Raw genomic sequence first — 20397 nt, 5'->3', positions numbered from 1 at the left:
CGACCCGCTCCAGATGCACCGGGAACGCCTTGCGCGGTCGCGCAGCACGTCGCGGCTCGCCTGTCGGTCTTGCGGCCTTGCGGCCTCGAGTTCGGACTCAATCGCGCCGAGCCCGGTCTGGATTCGAAGGCGAAGGCCTGCTGGGCACGTTCGAGCTTCTCGGAGCTGCGACCGAAGCGCCGCGCTCCAGCTGCTTGACGATCCCTGAAGGTCGGCGAGCCTCTCCTGGGCACGCTCGTTGAGTGTCGCCATCCGGACGATCTCGGCCTTGAGTGTTCGCTCCGGAGTTGTTGCAGTTCGGCCTTCTCCGCCGCCATGGGGACGAATATCGCCTTGAGCGGAACGATTTCGTGGAGACGGGCCAAAGCGCTTCTCTTCATGACGCCGACAAAAGCTTATTTTGCACGGCCAGAGGCCCGCCTTTTGCGCCTGAGTCACTTCGCCACGGCCTATCCGGCCAACGTCGGACGCCGTCTCCGTTCGGCTTAAGCGCGCCAGTCCATGCCTTCGACGAGCGCCATCAGTTGGGCGCGGCAAGCCGGATCACGCCGTTCTCCACCCGCGGCCAGCGGAACTTGTCCTCGTCCAGCGAGGCGCAGGTCGGGGAGTATGGTGAGCGCAAGGTGGCGGCTGAACAGGAACTGCGACGGATCGATATCGTCGCGCCGCAGTCAGGCACCATTCAACAACTCGCAGTTCATACGGTCGGCGGAGTGATTACGCCCGCCGATCCGATCATGCTAATCGTGCCGGAAGGCGACGATCTTGCGCTGGAAGTACGGATCACCCCGAAGGACATCGACCAAATCCAGCTTGGTCACAAGGCCGTGCTGCGGATGTCAGCCTTCAATCTGAGAACCACGCCGGAATTGAACGGATATGTCAGCCGGATCGCAGCCGATCTGGCGACGGACGAAAAAAACGGCATTTCGTATTACCTGGTGCGTCTATCGGTTCCGCATGCGGAACTGACGAAGCTCAAGGACCTGACGCTCGTGCCCGGCATGCCGGCCGAAGCGATGGTCCAGACGGGCGAGCGTACGGCGCTTTCCTATTTTGTGAAGCCGCTGTCGGACCAAATCAGTCGGGCATTCCACGAGTAATGAAAGTAATTCTATTAGCTTGGCGTAGGCCGCGTCGCGTAGAGCCCGTGCGGCCGACGTGCGGAAGCTGTCGTTCCGAGATCCTTGAACTCGCGGCTCGCGCGAACGCGCTCCCTAATGTTCCATTGCTCGCAATGGGCAGTGCTGGCGAGATACTCGGCAACACAGCCCTATGCCTGTTCTTCCGAGGCCGGCTTGACGGTGAGCGAATGCGTAACGCAGCTGTGAGGACCCGTCAGTTGTCGTTTCAGCTCGGCTTCGTCAACTTCGACAGCCTGTCGGCGAAAGGCGCTATCACGAGGCCATTGGCGGCAAATTGCCCTCCCCTTGTTGCGCGGTAGCAGCATGCGTGTCGGGGAAGGAACCGTCTCCGGCCCCCATTCATCGCTGAGGCCGCGCCGTACCCGCCGCCACCGGAACTTGTCCACGTCCAGCGCTTACGGTGCGGGTATGCCGGCGTCGAGCAAACAGAGAGAGATTTGGGCCCAACCAGGGCGGCCGGTTACCAAGTTTTCCTCGTCCGCTTGAGTGTGAATGTTCGGGTCGATCGTCTGGGCGCGTCCCCGCCGCCTGCGAGCCCGCTACTGCTCAGCGGAAGGGCGAAGTGAACGTGAATGCATCCATTTCGTAAATGTGTGTCTATCCAAGCAATCGATTTCTCTAATTACCCGATGAGCAATATGAACGCGTCAGGCAGGGTGCATCATCAGGAGTATTTTTCGATGGCAAACATTATCAAGGGTAGCCCGGATGCCGAAACACTCCTCGGCACCAAGGGTGAAGATTGGATGGAGGGTTTCCAGGGCGGTGACTGGATTGACGGTCGTGGCGGCAACGACGAGATCTCGGCTGGCCCGGGCAGTGACCGAGCCCTTGGCGGCGAGGGTAACGACCGCATCTTCGGCGGAGATGGCTGGGACGATCTCTCCGGCGACAACGGCCGCTTCAACGCGCGCATCTCCGGTGAGGACAATGACAGGCTCAGCGGCGGTCCCGGCCAGGATGTCCTCTACGTGGGTGACGGCCAGGATACGTTGACCGGGGGCACCGACAATGACACGTTCGTGTTCCAGTTCCACAATCCGGTGCCTGGGGTCGATCCGAGTGTCGGGTCGAAGCCGGACATTACCACTATCACCGATTTCAACCCGGCGGAGGACAAGTTCGCCTTCGATGCGGTGGGCCTCTACAACGACGGTTTTGGCGCGAACTTCGTCAACAACGCCAGTATACAGTCCGGCTACCCGGTGAGCAGCTTCTACAGTGGCGCGGCCTCGGGTGCGAACGGCGAACATGTCGTGGTAATCACTGGCGAATCTTTCAACTCTGCTAATGAGGCAGCGCGTGCGATCTCCGGCGAGCACGCCGGCGACATCATTGTCTACCAAAGCAGCTACACCGATAGAGTCGCAACTCTGGCCTATGTCACCGCCGACGGCAGCGCGCACGAGTTCGCCCACCTGGGCGGTGTGGTCACCGTGGCCGACCTAGGCCTGACCGCGTCGGACTTCACCTTCGTTTGATCCAGAAAACCGATACGGAACCGCGCCCCGCCCCCCTGGGCGGGCGCTTTCCCGTTTCCGCTACTTGCCATGGGCCGGGGCGGCCGAGGGGCGCCCGGGAGCAGTTGCAGCGTGGATAGCTTGACGAAGCCCTGCGCGTCGCGCTGGTCGTGCACCGAAATCTCCTGAAAGTGTGGAGGCGGAAGCCTGTCCGGGCCCTTGCGGCCGGCCACGATGACGTTGCCCTTCCAAACCTTCAGCCGGACGGTTTGTTGACCCGCTCCATTAAATGCCGGGACCAAACATATTCGGCGGGAGCACTGATCCTGAACCAGCGAGCGGATGCAGTCGGTCGCCGGTCGGGGAGCAATATGGGGCTGAGTCGCCAGCCTCCGGAACTTACGTGAGAAGGCATTCCTTGAAGGATTCAGCTTTGAGACCTTTCCCTCTGAGTTCCGCTATTTGGGGCGTTGTGTTGATCAGCGGCGCGGTCAACGTGCTTGCGCTGATCTCGCCGCTGTTCATGCTTCAGGTCTATGACCGCGTTCTGGCAAGTGGCAGCGTATCGACGCTGGTGGGGCTCGTCGTGCTTGCTGCGGGGCTTTATGCGTTCCAATGCCTGCTCGACATTTTGCGCGCCCGCGTGCTGCTGCGGATTGGCGAGCGTTTCGATGGAGAGTTTTCCGGACGCGTTCACGATGCGATCGTTCGCCTTCCGCTTTCAACGCGCATGCCGGGCGACGGCTTGCAGCCGCTTCGCGATCTCGACAATGTTCGCGGCTTCTTGGGTGGAAACGGTCCGACAGCGTTCTTCGATCTGCCATGGATGCTGTTTTATCTTGGCATTTGCTTCCTCCTTCATTTCTGGATCGGCATGACGGCACTTATCGGGGCGGTCGGCCTCACATCTCTGACACTCCTTGCCAACACTCTCTCGCAACGGCCGATAAGCGATACCGTTGCCCACAACATGGCACGCAATGGTCTGCTGCAAGCAGCGCGTTGCAATGCCGAGGTCGTGCAAGCTCTCGGCCTTGGAAAGCGGATCGCTGCCCGATGGCAAAAGGCCAATGCCAAGTGTCTGGCCGCCAACCGGAAAGCTGGGGACGTGGCAGGTGGGCTGGGTGCCATTTCAAAATCGCTGCGCGTGCTGCTGCAATCGGCCATTCTTGCCGTCGGCGCGTACCTTGTCATCAGACAGGAGGCTACGGCCGGGGTTATGATTGCCAGTTCGATCATGATGGGGCGTGCGCTGGCTCCGGTCGATCTGGCCATTTCAAGCTGGAAACCTTTCCTCATGGCGCGCCAGGGTTGGGCGCGGCTGGAGGACCTCTTGGAAAAGGTTCCTGAATCCGCTCCTGTTATGCCAATGCCTGCACCTGAACGCGAACTGCGCCTCGAAAGCGTGACAATCGTTCCGCCCGGCGAAAGGAAGCCGACCGTGACCGGCCTTGCGTTTGCCATTCAGGCGGGAAGCGCACTCGGGATCATCGGTGCATCGGGCTCGGGCAAGTCGACACTCTCGCGCGCCATCGTCGGCGCATGGGCGCCGGTCGCCGGAAAGGTTCGCATCGACAGCGCAAGCCTCGATCAATGGGACCGGGAAGCACTAGGCCGTCATATCGGCTATCTGCCGCAAGGTGTTGAACTGTTCGACGGCACCATTGCCGAAAACATTGCTCGTTTTGAAGATAATCCTGACCCTGAGGCTATTGTCGCCGCGGCGAAAGCAGCGGGCACGCACGAACTGATCCTCCGATTTGAGCACGGCTACGAAACTCCGATCGGTGAGGCCGGATCGGCACTTTCCGCCGGGCAGCGCCAGCGTATCGGTCTTGCCCGTGCTCTTTATCGAGACCCTTTCCTTGTTGTGCTGGATGAACCCAATGCCAATCTCGATGCGGAAGGCGAGGCTGCGGTCGTTAAGGCGATCGCCTCCGTGCGCGAGCGCAAGGGCATTGCGGTTGTCGTCGCCCATCGGCCGAGCGCCATCCGCGCCGTGGATTTGGTGTTGGTGATGGAAGGTGGACGGCAGCGAGCATTCGGTGCGCGTGATGAAGCACTTTCCAAAGTCCTGAAGGGGACAGCGATGGCACGAGGCGCTGGCGTCAAGGCCATCGAATCTACACAGGATCATGTGGGAGAGCGCCCTGACATGGAGGATCCCGGTGTCCGGCATTCATCAGAACAATGACGTTTCCAGCTCCATTCGCCGCCACCTGGTGGCGGGCCTTCTGGCGAGCGTAATCTTTGTGGGAGGAGCCGGAGCCTGGGCGGCCTTCACGAATCTCTCCGGTGCGGTTGTCGCGTCCGGACACTTTGTCGTCGATTCCTATGTCAAGAAGGTGCAGCACCCGACCGGCGGGGTGGTGGGAGAAATCCTGGTGCGCGAAGGCGATAAAGTGAAAGCCGGCGACATCCTCATGCGGCTCGATGCCACCCAGACGCGCGCCAATCTCGCCATAGTCACCAAGCGGCTCGATGAGCTCGCCGCCTACCAGGCAAGACTCGATGCTGAACGTGACGATCTCGCGGAGATCGCCTTCCCGGACTGGCTGCTCGTCCGAAGAGATGTTCCGGACGTAGCTTCGGCAATACATAGCGAGACGCTGCTGTTCGAATTCCGCAGACAATCCCGCGACGGAAAGCAGGCGCAACTGGCGGAACACATTACTCAATATCACCACGAGATCGAAGGATTCGAGGCGCAGGAAATTGCCTGTGAAAAAAGGATCGAGGTTCTCCTTAAGGAAATTGCTGTTCTGAGTGGGCTGCGCGACCAAGGCATTGTCTCGGACCAACGGTTGAACAGCCTGAAGATCCAGGTTGCCACTTTCGGTGGCGAACGCGGTGAGAAGATCGCACATCAGGCACAGACAGCAGCCCGCATAGCCGAAACGCGCCTGCAGATCCCGCAGATCGATCAGGATTTCAAGACCGAAGTCGGCCAGGAGCTCAGAGAGGTTCAGGCGCAGATCGGGGAGTATGGTGAGCGCAAGGTGGCGGCTGAACAGGAACTGCGACGGATCGATATCGTCGCGCCGCAGTCAGGCACCATTCAACAACTCGCAGTTCATACGGTCGGCGGAGTGATTACGCCCGCCGATCCGATCATGCTAATCGTGCCGGAAGGCGACGATCTTGCGCTGGAAGTACGGATCACCCCGAAGGACATCGACCAAATCCAGCTTGGTCACAAGGCCGTGCTGCGGATGTCAGCCTTCAATCTGAGAACCACGCCGGAATTGAACGGATATGTCAGCCGGATCGCAGCCGATCTGGCGACGGACGAAAAAAACGGCATTTCGTATTACCTGGTGCGTCTATCGGTTCCGCATGCGGAACTGACGAAGCTCAAGGACCTGACGCTCGTGCCCGGCATGCCGGCCGAAGCGATGGTCCAGACGGGCGAGCGTACGGCGCTTTCCTATTTTGTGAAGCCGCTGTCGGACCAAATCAGTCGGGCATTCCACGAGGAATGAAAGTAATCCACAGAAGTATATTGTTGGTATTTATGTTGGTTGTTCGCAGGCTACGTGGGTAGTAACATCCTGAAAGTACTGGCATACTTTCCTCACTTGGATTCCGCCTCTGGGCACCATTTTCCCAAGGTCCGTTCTGGACACACCCCATCGCGTCGCCGCCAGCATCGCCAAGTGAAATCACTTTGCGCACATTGGCCCGCCGAAGGATTTAATTTGCTTGGCCACCCCTCAACCCTAGGGCAAACTGCCTGCCGGGGCTGCAGGAGGTGAAATGAGAGCACGCGCAGCAACGCTTGGGGATCTGGAGGATGTCTTTCGTGGTCTGTCCAAGCGGATGTCGGACGAATACGTGGCGGCCGGCAAGGACAGCAAGATCGCCTACGACAATCTGATGATGAATTTGAAAGAGGGCCGCGCGCACGCGCTTGTCGAGGGCGACAAGGCCGTGGCGATCATCGCCTGGCATGAGAACAGCGACGCCGCCGACACGCTGTTCGCCGCACGGGAGGACTTCTTCCGTGCCGCGACCGTTCGCTTCTGCAAGCGGCATATCCGGCACATCCAGGCGCTCGCCGGCAACCTCGCCATCCACTCGCGCAGCTGGCTGCAGGGGCCGGATGTCGCAAGATGGTTTGGCGTCATCGGCTATGTCGAGCGCGGCCGGGAGAATGGCGCCACTTTGTTCGAGCTGCCGCCGGCTCGCGGATAGGCAATCGCGGGATATTGCCTGGCAAGCTTGCAGTTTCGAGCGCTCTCCCAGGAGGGTGCGAAGAGACTTTTCCACCAGCCGTCCTGGCAGAAGCTGTGAGGCGTGCTGCCGTTGATTTCCAGATGTTTCCTGCGACTATCGGCACGCACACTTGCGGAAGATAGAGGTCGAAACAATGCATCTGGACCACTCCGATCACGTCTTCGTCGACCTCGTGCCCGAGCAGTTCGGCCCGTCGGAAACCATCGTCGCGCGCTATCGCGGGCTTGTCGCCACCGCCTTTCGCTATCGATCCGGCGTTGCCGGGCTTCGGATCAGCAACGCGAAGGGCGAAATCGTCATGCTGCCGTTCCAAGGACAGCAGATCTGGGACGTGACCTTCCTCGGCCGCTCCCTGACCATGCGCTCGATGTTCGATGAGCCGGTCGCGACCCGGGACTATCTTTCCAACTACGGCGCGTTCTTCATTCACTGCGGCGCTACCGCAATGGGAAATCCGGGCCCGGATGATCGTCACCCGCTTCACGGCGATCTGCCCAATGCGCCTTATCAGGACGTGCAACTGATCGCCGGCAGCAATTCCGAAGGACCCTTCATGGCGCTGACGGGGCGCTGCCGACAGACCGTCGCTTTCAGCCATGACTATGTGATGGAGCCGACCGTACGGCTGCAACTCGATGCCAGCAGCGTCGCAGTCGACATCGTGATCGAGAACCTGAAACGCTCGGCCATGGAGTTGATGTACCTGGCGCACATCAATTTCAAGCCGGCCGACGGCGGGCGCCTGGTCGACACCGTAGCGGATGATTCCGCGGACATTGTCGTGCGCCAGACGCTGCCGCCCTTTTTCACACCGAGCGAAAGCTACCTTGCTTACCGCGATGCCGTTGTCGCCGATCCTTCGCGGCATCGCCTGCTGACCAAGGGCGAGCCGATCGACCCAGAACTCGTGCTGACGATGAGGGCTAAGGCGGACCTCCAGGGCTGGGCGCACGCCTTGCAGGTCCATCCGGACCGTACGGCGGATTTCGTCAGCTTTCGCCCCGACGAGCTCAATTATGCCGTCCGCTGGATCACGCGCGGCGCCGACCAGGACGCACTTGGCCTCGTGCTGCCGGCCACCGCCGAACCAGACGGCTATCTTGCGGCCAAGGAAAGAGGCCGCCTGGTTCGCGTCGTACCCGGGGAAAAATTCCGCTGTGCCCTGCGTTTTGGCGCTATGGACGCGGACGCAGCCGCACAACGGCAACAAGCCATCGCAGCGTTGAGAGGTGAAGGCCGTTAGTCGCAAGCCCTGACCGCAAACGCTGCCTGAACCGCGCGATTGACCGTGACCGGCAGGATCGACATGTGGTTCTCGCCGGCGTGCAGCTCGAAGCGCGCGCGCACGCCCGGGAGAGCATCAAGCCGCTGCGCCATTGCCCGCGCGAATTCGTCGGTATGTGTCACCTTCTTCTGCCGCAGGCGCTTTTCCTCGTCCTCGGCGCCAATCTGGAACGGCGCCAGCTTCTCGGTCTCGTACTCGCCGGCCGACAGGATCATGGTCGCCGCCAAACCAGCGGGAACGGCGGCCTCGAAGGTTTCGAGAAAGCGGTCGATGGCACGCTCTTCCCAATAGAGGGCGGGGCTCGCCGCGATCCAGGTCTGGAAGGCAGAAGGCCGCGTGAACAGGGCATAGAGCGCAAACAGACCACCGAAAGAATGGCCATAAAGCGCCTGGCGGCTTGTGTCGACCGTGACCCGACCGGCGACCCATGGCTTCAGCTCGTCTTCGATGAAGGCAAGGAATTCCGCTGCCCCACCCGTCCGGACTTCGGGCGTGCCCTCGTAAAAGGGCGGATAGGTCTTGCCCGGCGGCGGGCCGAGGTCCCATGAGCGGCGCAACGGGTCGTAGGCGCCCTCGACGGGATAGCCAATGGCGACGATGACGCCCCAGCCGACATTGGTGCCCGTTGGATAGAAGGCCTGCGCGCGCATGGCGTCGACCGCCGTGCCGATGACTGCATTGCCGTCGGTCATGTAGAGGACCGGCCAGCCGGCTTCTGGCACCGGCCCGGACGGCACATGCAGGAATATCCGCCAGGGGGCGCCGCCCTGCGCCGGAACAAGATCGTGGACCGTCGTGTCGGCGATCAAGGCTGGCATCGACGTGGACATCGATATCTCCACAAGGGCTAAAGGTCAGCGGCGGCGCAGCAGCCACATCAGTACCGGGCCGCCGATCAGCGTGGCGACGAGACCGGCCGGGATCTGGCGCGGGAAGATGGCGGTGCGGCCCACCCAGTCGGCGGCGACCATGATCAGCGCGCCGGCGAGCACCGCGCCAATGGCCTGCGGCAGCGCACGGGACAGGCCAAGGCGACGGGCAAGGTGCGGCGCCATCAGGCCGATGAAGGTCAGCGGACCGACGATCAGGGTCGAGGCTGCGGTGAGTGCCGCGACCACCAGCAGCACGAAAAGCCGCGTCCTCTTCAGGTCAATGCCAAGGCCCCGCACGGCGGCGGGGCCGAGCGGCAGGATGTCGAGCCAGCGCATGAAGAAAGGCGCGAGCGCAAAGAGGCAGACGGCGATGCCACCGGTGAGCAAGGCGTCGCCGACATCGACGCCATAGGTCGAGCCGGTCAGCCAGTTGAGCAGCAGCATGGCACGCGGATCGCCGGTGGCGGTGAGCACCAGGATCAGCGCGTCGAACAAGGCCGTCAGGGCAACGCCTGCGAGCAGCAGCCGCTCCGGCGCATAGGCGGCACGGCGGCCGATCGCCAGCGTCACCAGCAAAGCGGCGAAGGCGCCGATGGTTGCCGCCGCCGTCTGAACCGGACGTCCGGCATCGGAGAGCGCGAACAGCGCCACCATCATGCCAAGGGCGGCACCGGCGCTGACGCCCAGCACTTCGGGGCTGGCCATCGGATTGCCGGTCAGCCGCTGCATCATCAGCCCGGCAAGCGCCAGCATCGCCCCGGCGCTCAGCGCGGCAAGCACGCGAGGCCACCGCCACGACAGCAAAGGCTGCAACTGGTCGCCGAAGGCGAGGGTCCAGCCATGCGGACCCGGTCCATAGAGCAGGGCCAGCCCGAGCAGCAGAAGCAGGGCCAGGCCGATCGCCGCCAGCACAAGGCCGGGCTTGCTTGCGCGCGGCAGGCGCGCGGCCATCAAGGTCGGGGCTTCCGAGCCAAGCGCAAGGCGTGGCAGCAGCCAGAGAAGCAGCGGCGCGCCGAGAAGTGCTGTGATCGCTCCGGTCGGCAGCAGGTCGCCTTGCGGTCCAGTGGCGATCTGTACGGCCTGGTCGGCTGTCCACAACAGCGCCCCGCCGATCAGCGGCGCCATCACCAGTTGTTGGCCCAGCCGCCGGGCACCGCCGATGCGCGCGAGCGTCGCCGCGGCCAGGCCGACGAAACCGATGACTCCGACAGCGGCAACGACAAACGCGATCAGGGCGACCGCGGCCGCCAGTCCTGCGAAGCGATAGGCGCCGAGCGGCACGCCGAGGCTGCGCGCGCCTTCATCGTCGAGACCAAGCAGGGCCAGCGGCCGCACCATGAGGAAGATCGCCAGTGCCGCGCCGCCGATGCGTGGCAACAGCCACAGTGTCGTCGACCAGTCCTGCTGGCCCAGCGAACCGGCGCCCCAGATGAACAGGCCGGCCAACCATTCATGCCGCAGCACAATGAGGGCAGCGCCGATAGCGCCGGCATAGAGACTGACGACAAGCCCCGCCAGCACGACCGAAAGCGGTGACAGGCCTTTGTGCCAGGACAGAGCGATGACGGCGGCAAGGGCAACGAATGCGCCGCCCAGCGCCACCCATTCGCGGCCAAAGGCAAGCAGCGACGGTGACAGAAGCGTTGCTAGTGCCAGCGCCAGATAGGCGCCGGCCGAGACACCGACCGTTTCGGGCGAGGCGAGCGGGTTGCGCAGAACCTGCTGCAGGACGGTTCCGGCAAGCCCGAGCGCCGCACCGCATAAAAGGCTGACGGCAAGCCTGGGCAGGAAGGCGTAGTGGACGAGCACCTGCCGCATATCATCAATGTCGGGGGCGGCGAGCGATTGGAGCCAAAGCGCCGATGGCAGCTGCACGGTGAGGTTCGAGACGGTTGCCGCGATCGCCGCCACGACCAACATCACGCAAAGCAGGATCGCGCCTACCGGCTGATTGCTGAAAAAGCTCCACGCGGAGGCCCGGCCGGCAGATGCATGCTTTTCCCCTTGGGCAATGGCCGCAGCATCCTCAGCCACGGGCGGCCTCCGCGGTCATCGCCGACGCCAGGACCCGAGCAAAACGGCGCGCGGATGGAAGCGCGCCAAACATCAGGACGGCAGGAAGGCGCATGATCGAGTGGTTGCGCACGAAGGGCATGGCGTTCCAGACCGGACTTTCGGTCAGCGTGCCGCCAGCGCCCTCAGGCAAGGGTTCGAGATAGGCGAGGCGCGCATCGCTGGATGTTGCCAGCCCGTCGATACCGACGGTCGAAAACCCCCAGTAATTGGTCTCCGCCGTCCACGCGTTGCTGAGCCCGATGCGGTCGAACACCTCCTGAAACAGGCTCTTTGCGCCGTAGACGCGCACATTGCGGGGGTCCAGGAAGCCGACGACATAGATCGGCCGTGCCGACAGCGGCGCCAGTTGCTGGCGAATCTCCGTAAAATACGCGTCTGCCGCCGCGATCAGCGCTTCGCCTTCGCTTTCCTTGCCGACAAGCCCTGCAAGCTGGCGCGTCGCCTCGACGGCGCGCTGATAGGGCTGCCCGGCTTCGGTGTAGAGACCGATCGTCGTCACCGGAGCCACGCGTTCGAGCAGCGGCTTGATGCCGTCGAGATATGGCATGGACAGGATGATGTCGGGCCTGAGCTGCTGCAGGAATTCAAGATTGGGCTCGAGCAGCGTGCCGACATCGGCGATGTCAGGCGGCAGCCGCGGCTCGACCACCCATTTCTCCCAGACCTCCCGATCGGCAATGGCGACCGGGCTGACGCCGAGCATGAGCAAGGTCTCGGTCAACCCGTCATCCAGGCAGACTATGCGCAACGGACGGGCTTCAGCCGTGGAGAACCCCATGCCGGCGAACGGCAGCGTGAAAAGCCCGAGCGCCTGGCGCCGGGTCATTCGGCTGCGCAAGTGATCGGACGCGGCTCTCGACTGGGGCTCTCGGTCTCTCTGCAATGCGGCGTGCCCTGGTTTTCGGGATACGGTCTCCAGTGACCACTGCCCGGTTGACTATGAAACATGAGTTTAATAGTCAACATTTTGATGGCCTGACAAGTCAACTTTTACGCAACCGCATGCCAGGCGCAGCCGCCGCTTGGCCGCAAGGCGATTCGCCCGTACAACAGCGCTGTGCGATGTGGCCGCCAAAAAATCACGGCCCGCGAAGCCCAATCCGCGCCTCGCATCATTTTTCCTCCACGAAGGCATTCCATGATAGACGAAGCCACGGTCGCCTTTGGGCAGCCGTTTCCTGATTGCCTGAGAGACCAAAGACGGCCAAGGAACGAACCAAAAAAGCCGGCAGCAAGCCGCCGCCTGAAGACGTCAAGGACCGGTCGAACGCATCAAGGCAGCGCGATCGGGTTGCACTCGGCAAGGCTTGATGATTTGTTGCCGCTATACGGAGAACGAATGATGCGAGAGCCTGCCGGTCAAGACGAATACGGGTCGACGAACCCCTTCGATCCGGACGACCTGCCGACGTTGAACGCAATCGGCCCGAGCATGGGTAGCGGCAATGATTTCGAGAGATATGCCGTTGCCGTGATCATCGTGTTCGGTGCGCTGATCATTGGCGGGCTGATGGCCGCATCGATGGTCTTCGGGCACCGCAACGGCTTCCTCTTCGCGCTTGGCGGCGCCACGTCCGCCTGGATATCCGGAAACGCGCTGCTGCTCGACCGGCCGCGTATCTATGCGCTGTTCGTCGGCATTGCCGCCTTGATGCTGGTTGCGTCCACCCTCACGCTGGTCTTGTGACGGTCAAATCGGTGTGAGCCGATCCACTTGAGCAGCGGGCGATCAACCCGAATCGCCGCGCGGCACCAAGCTTTTCCTCCGAGCTGTCAGTATCCGAGCGCCTCGCCAGAGGCCGCGCGGCTGTCGATGGCGCCGTTGTAGCGCGCGCCGCCGCCCTTCTCGATTTCCGCCAGGCTCTTGCCGCCGACCAGGATGCCGGCCGCCTGCCCCCAGGTCTGGTCAGCGAGATCGAGGTGATATCCCATGCCGGCCAGCAGCTTTTCTGTGTCCGGCGACAGGCCGAACGGCTCGACATAAACCTTGTCGGGCAGCCATTGATGGTGGATGCGAGGCGCGTCGATCGCCTCCTGGATGTTCATGCCGTGGTCGATGACATTGACGATCGCTTCCAGCGTGATGGTGATGATGCGCGAACCACCCGGGCTGCCGATGACCATGAACGGCTTGCCGTCCTTGGCCACCACGGTCGGGCTCATCGACGACAGCGGCGTCTTCTTCGACTGGATGGCGTTGGCCTCGCCCTGGACCAGGCCATAGAGGTTGGGCACGCCGGGCTTCTGGGTGAAATCGTCCATCTCGTTGTTGAGCAGGATGCCGGTGCCGTCGGCAACGACGCCGGCGCCGAAGGACCCGTTCAGCGTGTAGGTGACCGCGACCGCGTTGCCGTCATCGTCGATGATCGAATAATGCGTCGTCTCCTTGCTCTCGCCAAAGCCCTTCGGCATCAGTTCCTGCGACACGCCGGCCCGGAACGGGTCGATCTTGTCGCGGATATCCTTGGCATAGGCCTTATCAAGCAATTTCGAGACCGGATTGTCGACGAAATCGGGATCGCCGAGCGCGGAATTGCGGTCGACATAGGCGTAGCGCATCGCCTCGATCATGACGTGGATCGTCTCGGCAGAACCGGCACCGAGGTAGGATAAGGGATAGCCCTCCAGAACGTTGAGGATTTCGCAGATGATGACGCCGCCGGAGCTGGGCGGCGGCGAGGAGGTGATCTCGTAGCCGCGATAGGTGCAGGTCACGGGCTTGAGTTCGCGCACCGCATATTGCTCGAAATCCGGTTTGGCGAGAATGCCGCCTTTGGCGCCGCTCGCCTTGACGATGGCGTCGGCGATGGCACCTTTGTAGAAGGCATCCGGACCTTTTTCGGAAATGGCGGCGAGCGAGGCCGCGAGGTCGGGCTGGACCAGCCGCTCGCCGATGCCATAGGGCTTGCCGTCGGGTTTCAGGAATATGGCGGCGGCCGCGGGGTCCTTCGCCAGCCTGTCGGCACTGCCGGCAAACGAGGTGGCGTCGCCTTGGTTGAGGATGAAGCCGTCCTTGGCATAGCCGATTGCCGGCGCCATCAGATCCTGGCGGGACAATTTGCCGTATTTTTCACGGGCCAGTTCCAGACCGGCCACCGAACCCGGCACGCCGACCGCAAGATAGCCGTCGAGACTGGCCCCCTTCACCGGGTTGCCGTCCTTGTCGAGATACATGGTTTTTGTCGCCGCCAGCGGCGCCCGCTCGCGGAAATCGAGAAAGGTCGATTTGCCGTCCTTGAAGCGGATGGTCATGAAGCCGCCGCCGCCGATATTGCCGGCATTGGGGTAGACGACCGCGAGCGCATAGCCGACGGCAACCGCCGCATCGACAGCATTGCCGCCCTTCTTCAAGACGTCGATGCCGACTTCGGACGCCAGATGCTGGGCCGTCACCACCATGCCGTGCTCGCCCTTGGCCGGTTGCGGGGAAGCGGCAAAGGCGCTCGTCAACGGCGCCAGGGCAAAGGTGATGGAAAGACTGGCGGCGATCAGTGTTCTGCGGGTGAGCGGCATGGCGTGCCTCCGGGAGCGTGAGGGGTGCGCCTAGAAGAGCCTCTTGGGGTGGGTTAGTCTAGCCAATAATAACGGGTGGCGATCCTTCACACCCCCCTCTGTCCTGCCGGACATCTCCCCCGCAAGGGGGGAGATCGGTTGTTGTCTCTGCTTTCGCCAATCTCCGACGTTGCAGGAAGAGCGCTGCCGATGAAGCGGCCAATCTCCCCCCTTGCGGGGGAGATGTCCGGCAGGACAGAGGGGGGGTGCTCAAGTGCTGTCCTCGCCTCTGTCGGATCGACGGAAACGTCGAATTATGGGCTACACGATTCCCCCTGAACCGCCGGCGACCGCCGGCCGTTCGGCCGCGACTTTCGCCCGGTAGCCCGCCGCACGATACGCAGCGACCGGGTCGATGGCGCCACCCGCCTTCAGCCGCGCCATGGCGAGGATCGGCTCGACATCGGTGCGGTAGGCGGCTTTCAGCGTCTGCGTCGCCATCAGCGCGTCGTTCAAGTCCTGAAAACCTTCCAGCGCCTTGCGGTCGACGAGCAGCGCCTGCGCATAGGCGCGCTGCACCTCGACCGCCGACAGCATCAGGCTTTCGATCGGATCGGTGACGTTGTGGCTCTGGTCGAGCATGTGGGCGGGGTCGAAACCCTCGGCGCCGGAAAGTTCGGCATCGACCAGTTCGTTGAAGACGAGGAACAGCCGGTAGGGGTCGATCGAACCGGCATCGAGATCGTCGTCGCCATATTTCGAGTCGTTGAAGTGGAAGCCGCCAAGCTTCTTGAACTGGATCAGCCGCGAGACGATCATCTCGATGTTGACGTTGGGGGCATGGTGGCCGAGGTCGACCAGACAGAACGCCTTGTCGCCCAACTCCTGCGCGATCATGTAGTTGGTGCCCCAGTCCTGCACGACGGTGGAGTAGAAGGCCGGCTCGTACATCTTGTGCTCGGAAAACAGCTTCCAGTCGGCGGGCAGTCCGGCATAGATCTCCTTCATGGCGTCGAGATAGCGCTCGAACGCCCTGGCGAAATTGATCTGGCCGGGAAAGTTCGAACCGTCGCCGATCCACACCGTCAGCGCCTTGGAGCCGAGCGTCTTGCCGATCTCGATACATTCGAGATTGTGCTCGACCGCTTGCCGGCGCGTGCCGGCATCGGCATGCGACAGCGAGCCGAATTTGTAGGAAAGCGCTTGGTCCTTTGCATCGGAAAAAGTGTTGGAATTCATGGCGTCGAAGCCGAGGCCAAAGCGCGAAGCCGCCTGCTTCAGCCGGTTCGGGTCGGCCTTGTCCCACGGAATATGCAGGGAGACGGTCGGCGTCGCCTGCGTCAATTGCTGGATGACGGCGCAATCCTCGATCTTGTCGAAGATGTCGCGCGGCTCGCCGGCGCCGGGAAAGCGGGCAAAGCGCGTGCCGCCGGTGCCGACACCCCAGGACGGGATCGCCACCGCGAATTTCTCGACCTTGTCGCGGATGGCGTCGATGGCGATGCCGCGACGGTCGAGGCGTTCGCCGAGCGAGGCGTAGTCGCGTTCGAGGTCGGCCTTGCGCGCGGCGTTGTCCTTGTCGACGAGGTCGGCGGAGATGATGTGTTCCATCGTCCCCTCCGCTCAGCGCGTGAACGACTGGGCGTTGCCCGCGTCGACATTGATGATGTTGCCGGTCGACTTGGCCGACATGTCGGAGGCGAAGAAATAGATCGCCTCTGCGATGTCTTCCGGGAAGACCGAGCGCTTCAGCATCGAACGCGAGCGGTAGTGCTCCTCCAGATCGTCGGTCGACATCTTGTAGGCGGCGGCGCGCTGTTCCTTCCACTCGCCGGTCCAGATCTTCGAGCCGCGAAGCACCGCGTCCGGGTTGACGACATTGACCCTGATCTGCGCCTCCGCGCCCTCCAGCGCCAGACAGCGGGCGAGATGGATCTCGGCGGCCTTGGCGGTGCAATAGGCGGCAGCGTTGGGCGATGCGGCAAGGCCGTTCTTGGAGGCGACGAAGACGACGTTGCCGCCAATCTTCTGCGCGCGGAACAGCCGGAACGCTTCCCGCGAGACCAGGAAATAACCGGTCGACAATATGTCCATGTTCTTGTTCCACAGCGCCAGCGTCGTCTCCTCGATCGGCGCCGAGGAGGCCAGCCCTGCGTTCGACACCAGAATGTCGATGCCGCCGAACTCGACCGCCGTCTCGGCAAAGCCCGAAATGACCTGATCCTCCGAGGTGACGTTGATCAACACCGGGCGGACGAAATCCTTGCCGTAGACTTTCGCCAGTTCGTCATTGGCGCCGGCCAGCGCTGTCTCGTCGATATCGGCCAGCACGACGCAGGCGCCTTCGCGCAGCAGGCGGTTGGCCGTGGCGCGGCCGATGCCGCCGGCGCCGCCGGTGACCAGCGCGATCTGGCCGGCAAGCGACTTCGGCTTCGGCATGCGCTGCAGCTTCAGGTCCTCGAGCAACCAGTATTCGATGTCGAAGGCTTCCTGTGCGGGCAGCCCGACATAGGACGAGACGGTGGAGGCGCCGCGCATGACGTTGATGGCGTTGACATAGAATTCGCCCGAAATGCGCGCCGTCGCCTTGTCGCCGGCGAAGGTGAACATGCCGACGCCGGGCATCAGGTAGACCACGGCATTGGGATCGCGGATGGCGGGCGAATCCGGATGCTTGCAGCCCTCGTAATAGGCCTGGTAGCCGACGCGATAGGCTGCGATGTCGTCGGCAAGCCGCGCAATCACCGCATCGACATCGGGCTTGGCCGGATCGAATTCGATGACCAGGGGGCGGATCTTGGTGCGCAGGAAATGGTCGGGGCACGACGTGCCGAGTGCCGCCAGCGGGCGCAGATCCCTGGAATTCACAAATTCGAGCACGGCGGCGGAATCATCGAAATGGCCTGTTTTGTGGCTCTTTTCCGAGATCAGGCCGCGAATCCTCGGCATCAGTTTGGCCGCGATGGCACGGCGCTCGGTGGCGTCGAGTGCCTTGACCTCCTCACCGCCGAAGATAGCGACACCCTCGGAGCGGCGCTCGAACCATTCGATCGCCTGGTTGATCACCGAGATCGTCGTCTCGTAGCATTCCCGGGGAGTGTCGCCCCATGTGAACAGGCCGTGGCTTTCGAGGATGACGCCCTTGGCATCGGGGTGTTCGAGGCAGAATTTCTCCAGCCAAAGACCAAGCTCGAACCCGGGACGCTTCCACGGCAGCCAGCCGATGGCGTCGCCGAAGATTTCTTTCGTCAGCGCCTTCGAATCCTTGGCGGCGGCAATGGCGATGATGGCATCGGGATGCATGTGGTCGACAAAAGGCTTCGGCACGTAGGCATGCAACGGCGTGTCGATAGAGGCCGCGCGCGGATTGAGGTTGAAGGTGCAGTGGGGCAGGAAGCCGACCATTTCATCTTCGTGCTCGACGCCGCGATAGAGGCCTTTGAGCGCGCGCAGCTTGTCCATGTAGAGCGTGGCAAAGCCGTCCAGCTTGATCGAGGCGCTGTCGCCGCCCGAGCCCTTGACCCAAAGCACTTCGACATCCTCGCCGGTGAGCGGGTCTCTCTGCCATATCTTCGAGGAGGTGTTGCCGCCGCCATAGTTGGTGACGCGCTTGTCGGAACCAAGTGTGTTCGAGCGGTAGACCAGAAGTTCCGGCCCGCTCATAGCGTGAGCCTTGGCTTCGTCCCACAGATTGGCGAGGCGCGCGCCGGTGCGCTTGTCGAGCATAAGAAATCCTCCCGAAGGCACGCAAAAGGCGCGGCCATTTGGTTCGAATTTCCACGGAAGCAGCCGGCTTGTCAATCACAAACGATCAAGATCGATCATATTGCACTGCACAATGAAATTATATGATCGGAAATGATTGACACTGCGCGTTTTGGGTGCCTAGATGCTCTGGCAGGGAGGAACCATGCACGAAAAAGAGCGCCATAGGATCATTCTGTCCGCCGTCCAGGAAAAGCCTGTTGTGACGGTGCAAGAGATGGTCGACCTGACGGAGTCCTCCGAGGCGACGATCCGGCGCGATATCGCGGCTCTCCACGTCCAGAAGCGCCTGCGCCGCGTCCGCGGCGGCGCCGAGGCAATCTCGCCGCCGCAGTTCATCGGGCTGGCCGGCCGGCCCTTTTCCGTCAACGAAACCATCAACGCCTCGCAGAAGCGGGCGATTGCGCGTGAAGCGGTCGAGCTGTGCAAGGACGGCGAACCGATCATCATCAATGGCGGCACCACCACCTTCCAGATGGTGCATTTCCTGACCGGCCGCCGCATGCCGATCTTCACCAATTCGTTCCCGATCGCCGAGCACCTGCTCAAGCACTCCAAGAACACGGTGATGCTGTCGGGCGGCACCATCTATCGCGAGCAGAACATCATCCTGTCTCCCTTCGACAATGACGTGACGCGCAATTTCTATGCGCGCCGCATGTTCATGGGCGCGCAGGGGCTGGGGCCGCTTGGCCTGATGGAAGGCGATCCGCTTTTGATCCAGGCGGAGCAGAAGCTGATCGACCAGGCCGACGAGTTGGTGGTGCTGGTCGATTCCTCAAAATTCCGCAAACGCTCCAGCCTGATCCTGTGCGGCCTGTCGCGCATCGCCACCGTCATCACCGATGACGGCATCGAGGATCGCGAAGCCAAGATGCTGGAAACCGCCGGCGTGACGCTGATCGTCGCCCGCACATCCGCAACCAACAAGGAAGAATCTTCACTGCAGGCCTGAGGCCAACTCGCGCTCGCAGCGGCGATGGAATGCAACGCTCAAGGGAGGAAATTCGATGAGCTTCTTGAAGAAATTGATGGTGACGGCTGCATTCTCAGCCGCCATGTTCGTGAATGCCGCCTATGCCGAGAACGTCAAGATCGCGTTGGTGGTGAAGTCGCTCGGCAACGGCTTCTTCGATGCCGCCAACAAGGGCGCCGAAGAGGCGGCCAAGGAACTCGGCGATGTCGACATCATCTACACCGGCCCGACCAAGGCGACCGCCGAAGCGCAGATCGAAGTGGTCAATTCGCTGATCGCGCAGAAGGTCAACGCCATCGCCATTTCGGCCAATGACGCCGACGCGCTGGTACCGGTGCTGAAGAAGGCCATGGAACGCGGCATCACCGTCATCTCCTGGGATTCGGGCGTCGCCAAGGAAGGCCGCCAGCTTCACCTCAACCCGTCCGACACCGGCCTGATCGGCGAGACCATCATCAAGCTTGCCGCCGATTACCTGCCGGAAGGCGGCGAAGTCGCCATCCTGTCGGCCTCCTCGACCGCGACCAACCAGAACGCCTGGATCGATGCGGCCAAGAAGATCCTGCCGGAGAAGTTCCCCAAGATCAAACTTGTCGCCACCGTCTATGGCGATGACGATTCGGCCAAGAGCACTGATGAGGCCAAGGGCCTGTTGAAGTCCTATCCGAACCTCAAGGCGATCATAGCGCCGACCACCGTCGGCGTCGTTGCCGCCGCCCAGGTCGTCACCGATGAGAACTTGATCGGCAAGGTCAATGTCACCGGCCTGGCGCTGCCGTCCGAGTTCAAGAAGTTTATCGACAACGGTTCCAGCCAGGCGGTTGCGCTGTGGAATCCGATCGACCTCGGCTACTCGGCCGTCTACCTCGCCCATGATCTGGCGGTGAAGAAGGAAGAGGCGAAGCCCGGCGCCACGCTGTCGATCGGCCGCGTCGGCAAGGTCACGCTCGACGACACCAACTCGGCTGCGATGGCTCCGCCGTTCCAGTTCGACAAGTCGAACATCGAGAAGTTCTCCAAGATTTATTGATCTGGAGCGCTCTCAAGCTGTCGCGGCGGAGCTCACGTCCCGCCGCGACTTTAAACGGAC

At 62.5% G+C, this 20397-nt stretch carries 14 protein-coding genes and 1 pseudogene; 9 read left to right on the top strand and 6 right to left on the bottom strand.

Going from position 1 to position 20397, the window contains the following annotated elements:
- Nucleotides 1-590: 590 nt before the first annotated feature.
- The 6 genes and pseudogenes from NKI69_RS06035 to NKI69_RS06010 form a co-directional block, all read left to right on the top strand.
- A pseudogene (locus NKI69_RS06035) lies at nucleotides 591-1103 on the top strand (beta-barrel domain-containing protein); the annotation flags it as partial.
- Between the two features lie 722 nt (nucleotides 1104-1825).
- Complete coding sequence (locus NKI69_RS06030) at nucleotides 1826-2626, top strand: calcium-binding protein (protein ID WP_352632591.1); 801 nt, start codon at nucleotides 1826-1828, stop codon at nucleotides 2624-2626.
- A gap of 382 nt (nucleotides 2627-3008) precedes the next feature.
- Nucleotides 3009-4799, top strand: coding sequence for a type I secretion system permease/ATPase (locus NKI69_RS06025; protein ID WP_502900150.1), 1791 nt, complete (start codon nucleotides 3009-3011; stop codon nucleotides 4797-4799).
- Complete coding sequence (locus tag NKI69_RS06020; RefSeq protein ID WP_352720444.1) at nucleotides 4774-6087, top strand: HlyD family type I secretion periplasmic adaptor subunit; 1314 nt, start codon at nucleotides 4774-4776, stop codon at nucleotides 6085-6087. The genes NKI69_RS06025 and NKI69_RS06020 overlap by 26 nt, the downstream gene beginning before the upstream one ends.
- Before the next feature lie 274 nt (nucleotides 6088-6361).
- Nucleotides 6362-6799 carry a hypothetical protein gene (locus NKI69_RS06015; RefSeq protein ID WP_023813918.1) on the top strand — a complete coding sequence of 146 codons (438 nt, stop codon included), beginning with the start codon at nucleotides 6362-6364 and terminating at the stop codon, nucleotides 6797-6799.
- Nucleotides 6800-6974: 175 nt separating this feature from the next.
- Complete coding sequence (locus NKI69_RS06010; protein WP_155930618.1) at nucleotides 6975-8084, top strand: DUF4432 family protein; 1110 nt, start codon at nucleotides 6975-6977, stop codon at nucleotides 8082-8084.
- Here NKI69_RS06010 and NKI69_RS06005 read toward each other — a convergent pair.
- From NKI69_RS06005 to NKI69_RS05995, 3 genes are read right to left on the bottom strand one after another with little or no spacing between them, the layout of a single operon-like run.
- A complete protein-coding gene (locus NKI69_RS06005; protein WP_352720442.1) occupies nucleotides 8081-8956 on the bottom strand; it encodes an alpha/beta hydrolase in 876 nt (291 codons plus the stop codon). The genes NKI69_RS06010 and NKI69_RS06005 overlap by 4 nt on opposite strands.
- Nucleotides 8957-8980: 24 nt before the next feature.
- Nucleotides 8981-11032 carry a Fe(3+)-hydroxamate ABC transporter permease FhuB gene (gene fhuB, locus NKI69_RS06000; RefSeq protein WP_352720440.1) on the bottom strand — a complete coding sequence of 684 codons (2052 nt, stop codon included), beginning with the start codon at nucleotides 11030-11032 and terminating at the stop codon, nucleotides 8981-8983.
- Complete coding sequence (locus NKI69_RS05995; protein WP_023813914.1) at nucleotides 11025-11900, bottom strand: ABC transporter substrate-binding protein; 876 nt, start codon at nucleotides 11898-11900, stop codon at nucleotides 11025-11027. The genes fhuB and NKI69_RS05995 overlap by 8 nt, the downstream gene beginning before the upstream one ends.
- 606 nt (nucleotides 11901-12506) lie before the next feature.
- Between NKI69_RS05995 and NKI69_RS05990 the strand changes: the two genes are divergently transcribed.
- Nucleotides 12507-12761, top strand: coding sequence for a hypothetical protein (locus NKI69_RS05990; RefSeq protein WP_031213787.1), 255 nt, complete (start codon nucleotides 12507-12509; stop codon nucleotides 12759-12761).
- A gap of 86 nt (nucleotides 12762-12847) precedes the next feature.
- Here NKI69_RS05990 and ggt read toward each other — a convergent pair whose 3' ends face one another.
- From ggt to NKI69_RS05975, 3 genes are all read right to left on the bottom strand, one after another.
- Entirely contained in the window at nucleotides 12848-14587 is a 1740-nt protein-coding gene (ggt, locus tag NKI69_RS05985; RefSeq protein WP_023813912.1) for a gamma-glutamyltransferase, read from the bottom strand.
- 300 nt (nucleotides 14588-14887) lie between these two features.
- Nucleotides 14888-16177, bottom strand: coding sequence for an L-rhamnose catabolism isomerase (gene rhaI, locus NKI69_RS05980; RefSeq protein ID WP_023813911.1), 1290 nt, complete (start codon nucleotides 16175-16177; stop codon nucleotides 14888-14890).
- A gap of 12 nt (nucleotides 16178-16189) precedes the next feature.
- Nucleotides 16190-18292 (bottom strand): bifunctional rhamnulose-1-phosphate aldolase/short-chain dehydrogenase, encoded by a 2103-nt coding sequence (locus NKI69_RS05975; RefSeq protein WP_023813910.1) that lies wholly within the window; start codon nucleotides 18290-18292, stop codon nucleotides 16190-16192.
- A 184-nt stretch (nucleotides 18293-18476) separates the two neighbouring features.
- Between NKI69_RS05975 and NKI69_RS05970 the strand changes: the two genes are divergently transcribed.
- Nucleotides 18477-19286, top strand: coding sequence for a DeoR/GlpR family DNA-binding transcription regulator (locus NKI69_RS05970; protein ID WP_023813909.1), 810 nt, complete (start codon nucleotides 18477-18479; stop codon nucleotides 19284-19286).
- A gap of 55 nt (nucleotides 19287-19341) precedes the next feature.
- Nucleotides 19342-20337, top strand: a complete 996-nt coding sequence (gene rhaS / locus NKI69_RS05965) for a rhamnose ABC transporter substrate-binding protein (RefSeq protein WP_023813908.1) — start codon at nucleotides 19342-19344, stop codon at nucleotides 20335-20337.
- The last annotated feature ends 60 nt before the right edge of the window (nucleotides 20338-20397 follow it).

The organism is Mesorhizobium sp. M0491 (assembly GCF_040321265.1).
Lineage (GTDB): Bacteria > Pseudomonadota > Alphaproteobacteria > Rhizobiales > Rhizobiaceae > Mesorhizobium.
Note: the sequence above shows the minus strand (reverse complement) of the source record. Positions and strands in the feature narration are given on the sequence as shown.

What these genes read in the sequence shown, in the direction of transcription:
- ggt (WP_023813912.1), bottom strand. Translation starts at nt 14,587, where the DNA reads ATGCCGCTCACCCGCAGAACACTGATCGCCGCCAGTCTTTCCATCACC.
- rhaS (WP_023813908.1), top strand. Translation starts at nt 19,342, where the DNA reads ATGAGCTTCTTGAAGAAATTGATGGTGACGGCTGCATTCTCAGCCGCC.
- NKI69_RS06030 (WP_352632591.1), top strand. Translation starts at nt 1,826, where the DNA reads ATGGCAAACATTATCAAGGGTAGCCCGGATGCCGAAACACTCCTCGGC.
- NKI69_RS06015 (WP_023813918.1), top strand. Translation starts at nt 6,362, where the DNA reads ATGAGAGCACGCGCAGCAACGCTTGGGGATCTGGAGGATGTCTTTCGT.
- NKI69_RS06005 (WP_352720442.1), bottom strand. Translation starts at nt 8,956, where the DNA reads ATGTCCACGTCGATGCCAGCCTTGATCGCCGACACGACGGTCCACGAT.
- NKI69_RS06010 (WP_155930618.1), top strand. Translation starts at nt 6,975, where the DNA reads ATGCATCTGGACCACTCCGATCACGTCTTCGTCGACCTCGTGCCCGAG.
- NKI69_RS05990 (WP_031213787.1), top strand. Translation starts at nt 12,507, where the DNA reads ATGGGTAGCGGCAATGATTTCGAGAGATATGCCGTTGCCGTGATCATC.
- NKI69_RS05975 (WP_023813910.1), bottom strand. Translation starts at nt 18,292, where the DNA reads ATGCTCGACAAGCGCACCGGCGCGCGCCTCGCCAATCTGTGGGACGAA.
- NKI69_RS05970 (WP_023813909.1), top strand. Translation starts at nt 18,477, where the DNA reads ATGCACGAAAAAGAGCGCCATAGGATCATTCTGTCCGCCGTCCAGGAA.
- rhaI (WP_023813911.1), bottom strand. Translation starts at nt 16,177, where the DNA reads ATGGAACACATCATCTCCGCCGACCTCGTCGACAAGGACAACGCCGCG.
- NKI69_RS05995 (WP_023813914.1), bottom strand. Translation starts at nt 11,900, where the DNA reads ATGACCCGGCGCCAGGCGCTCGGGCTTTTCACGCTGCCGTTCGCCGGC.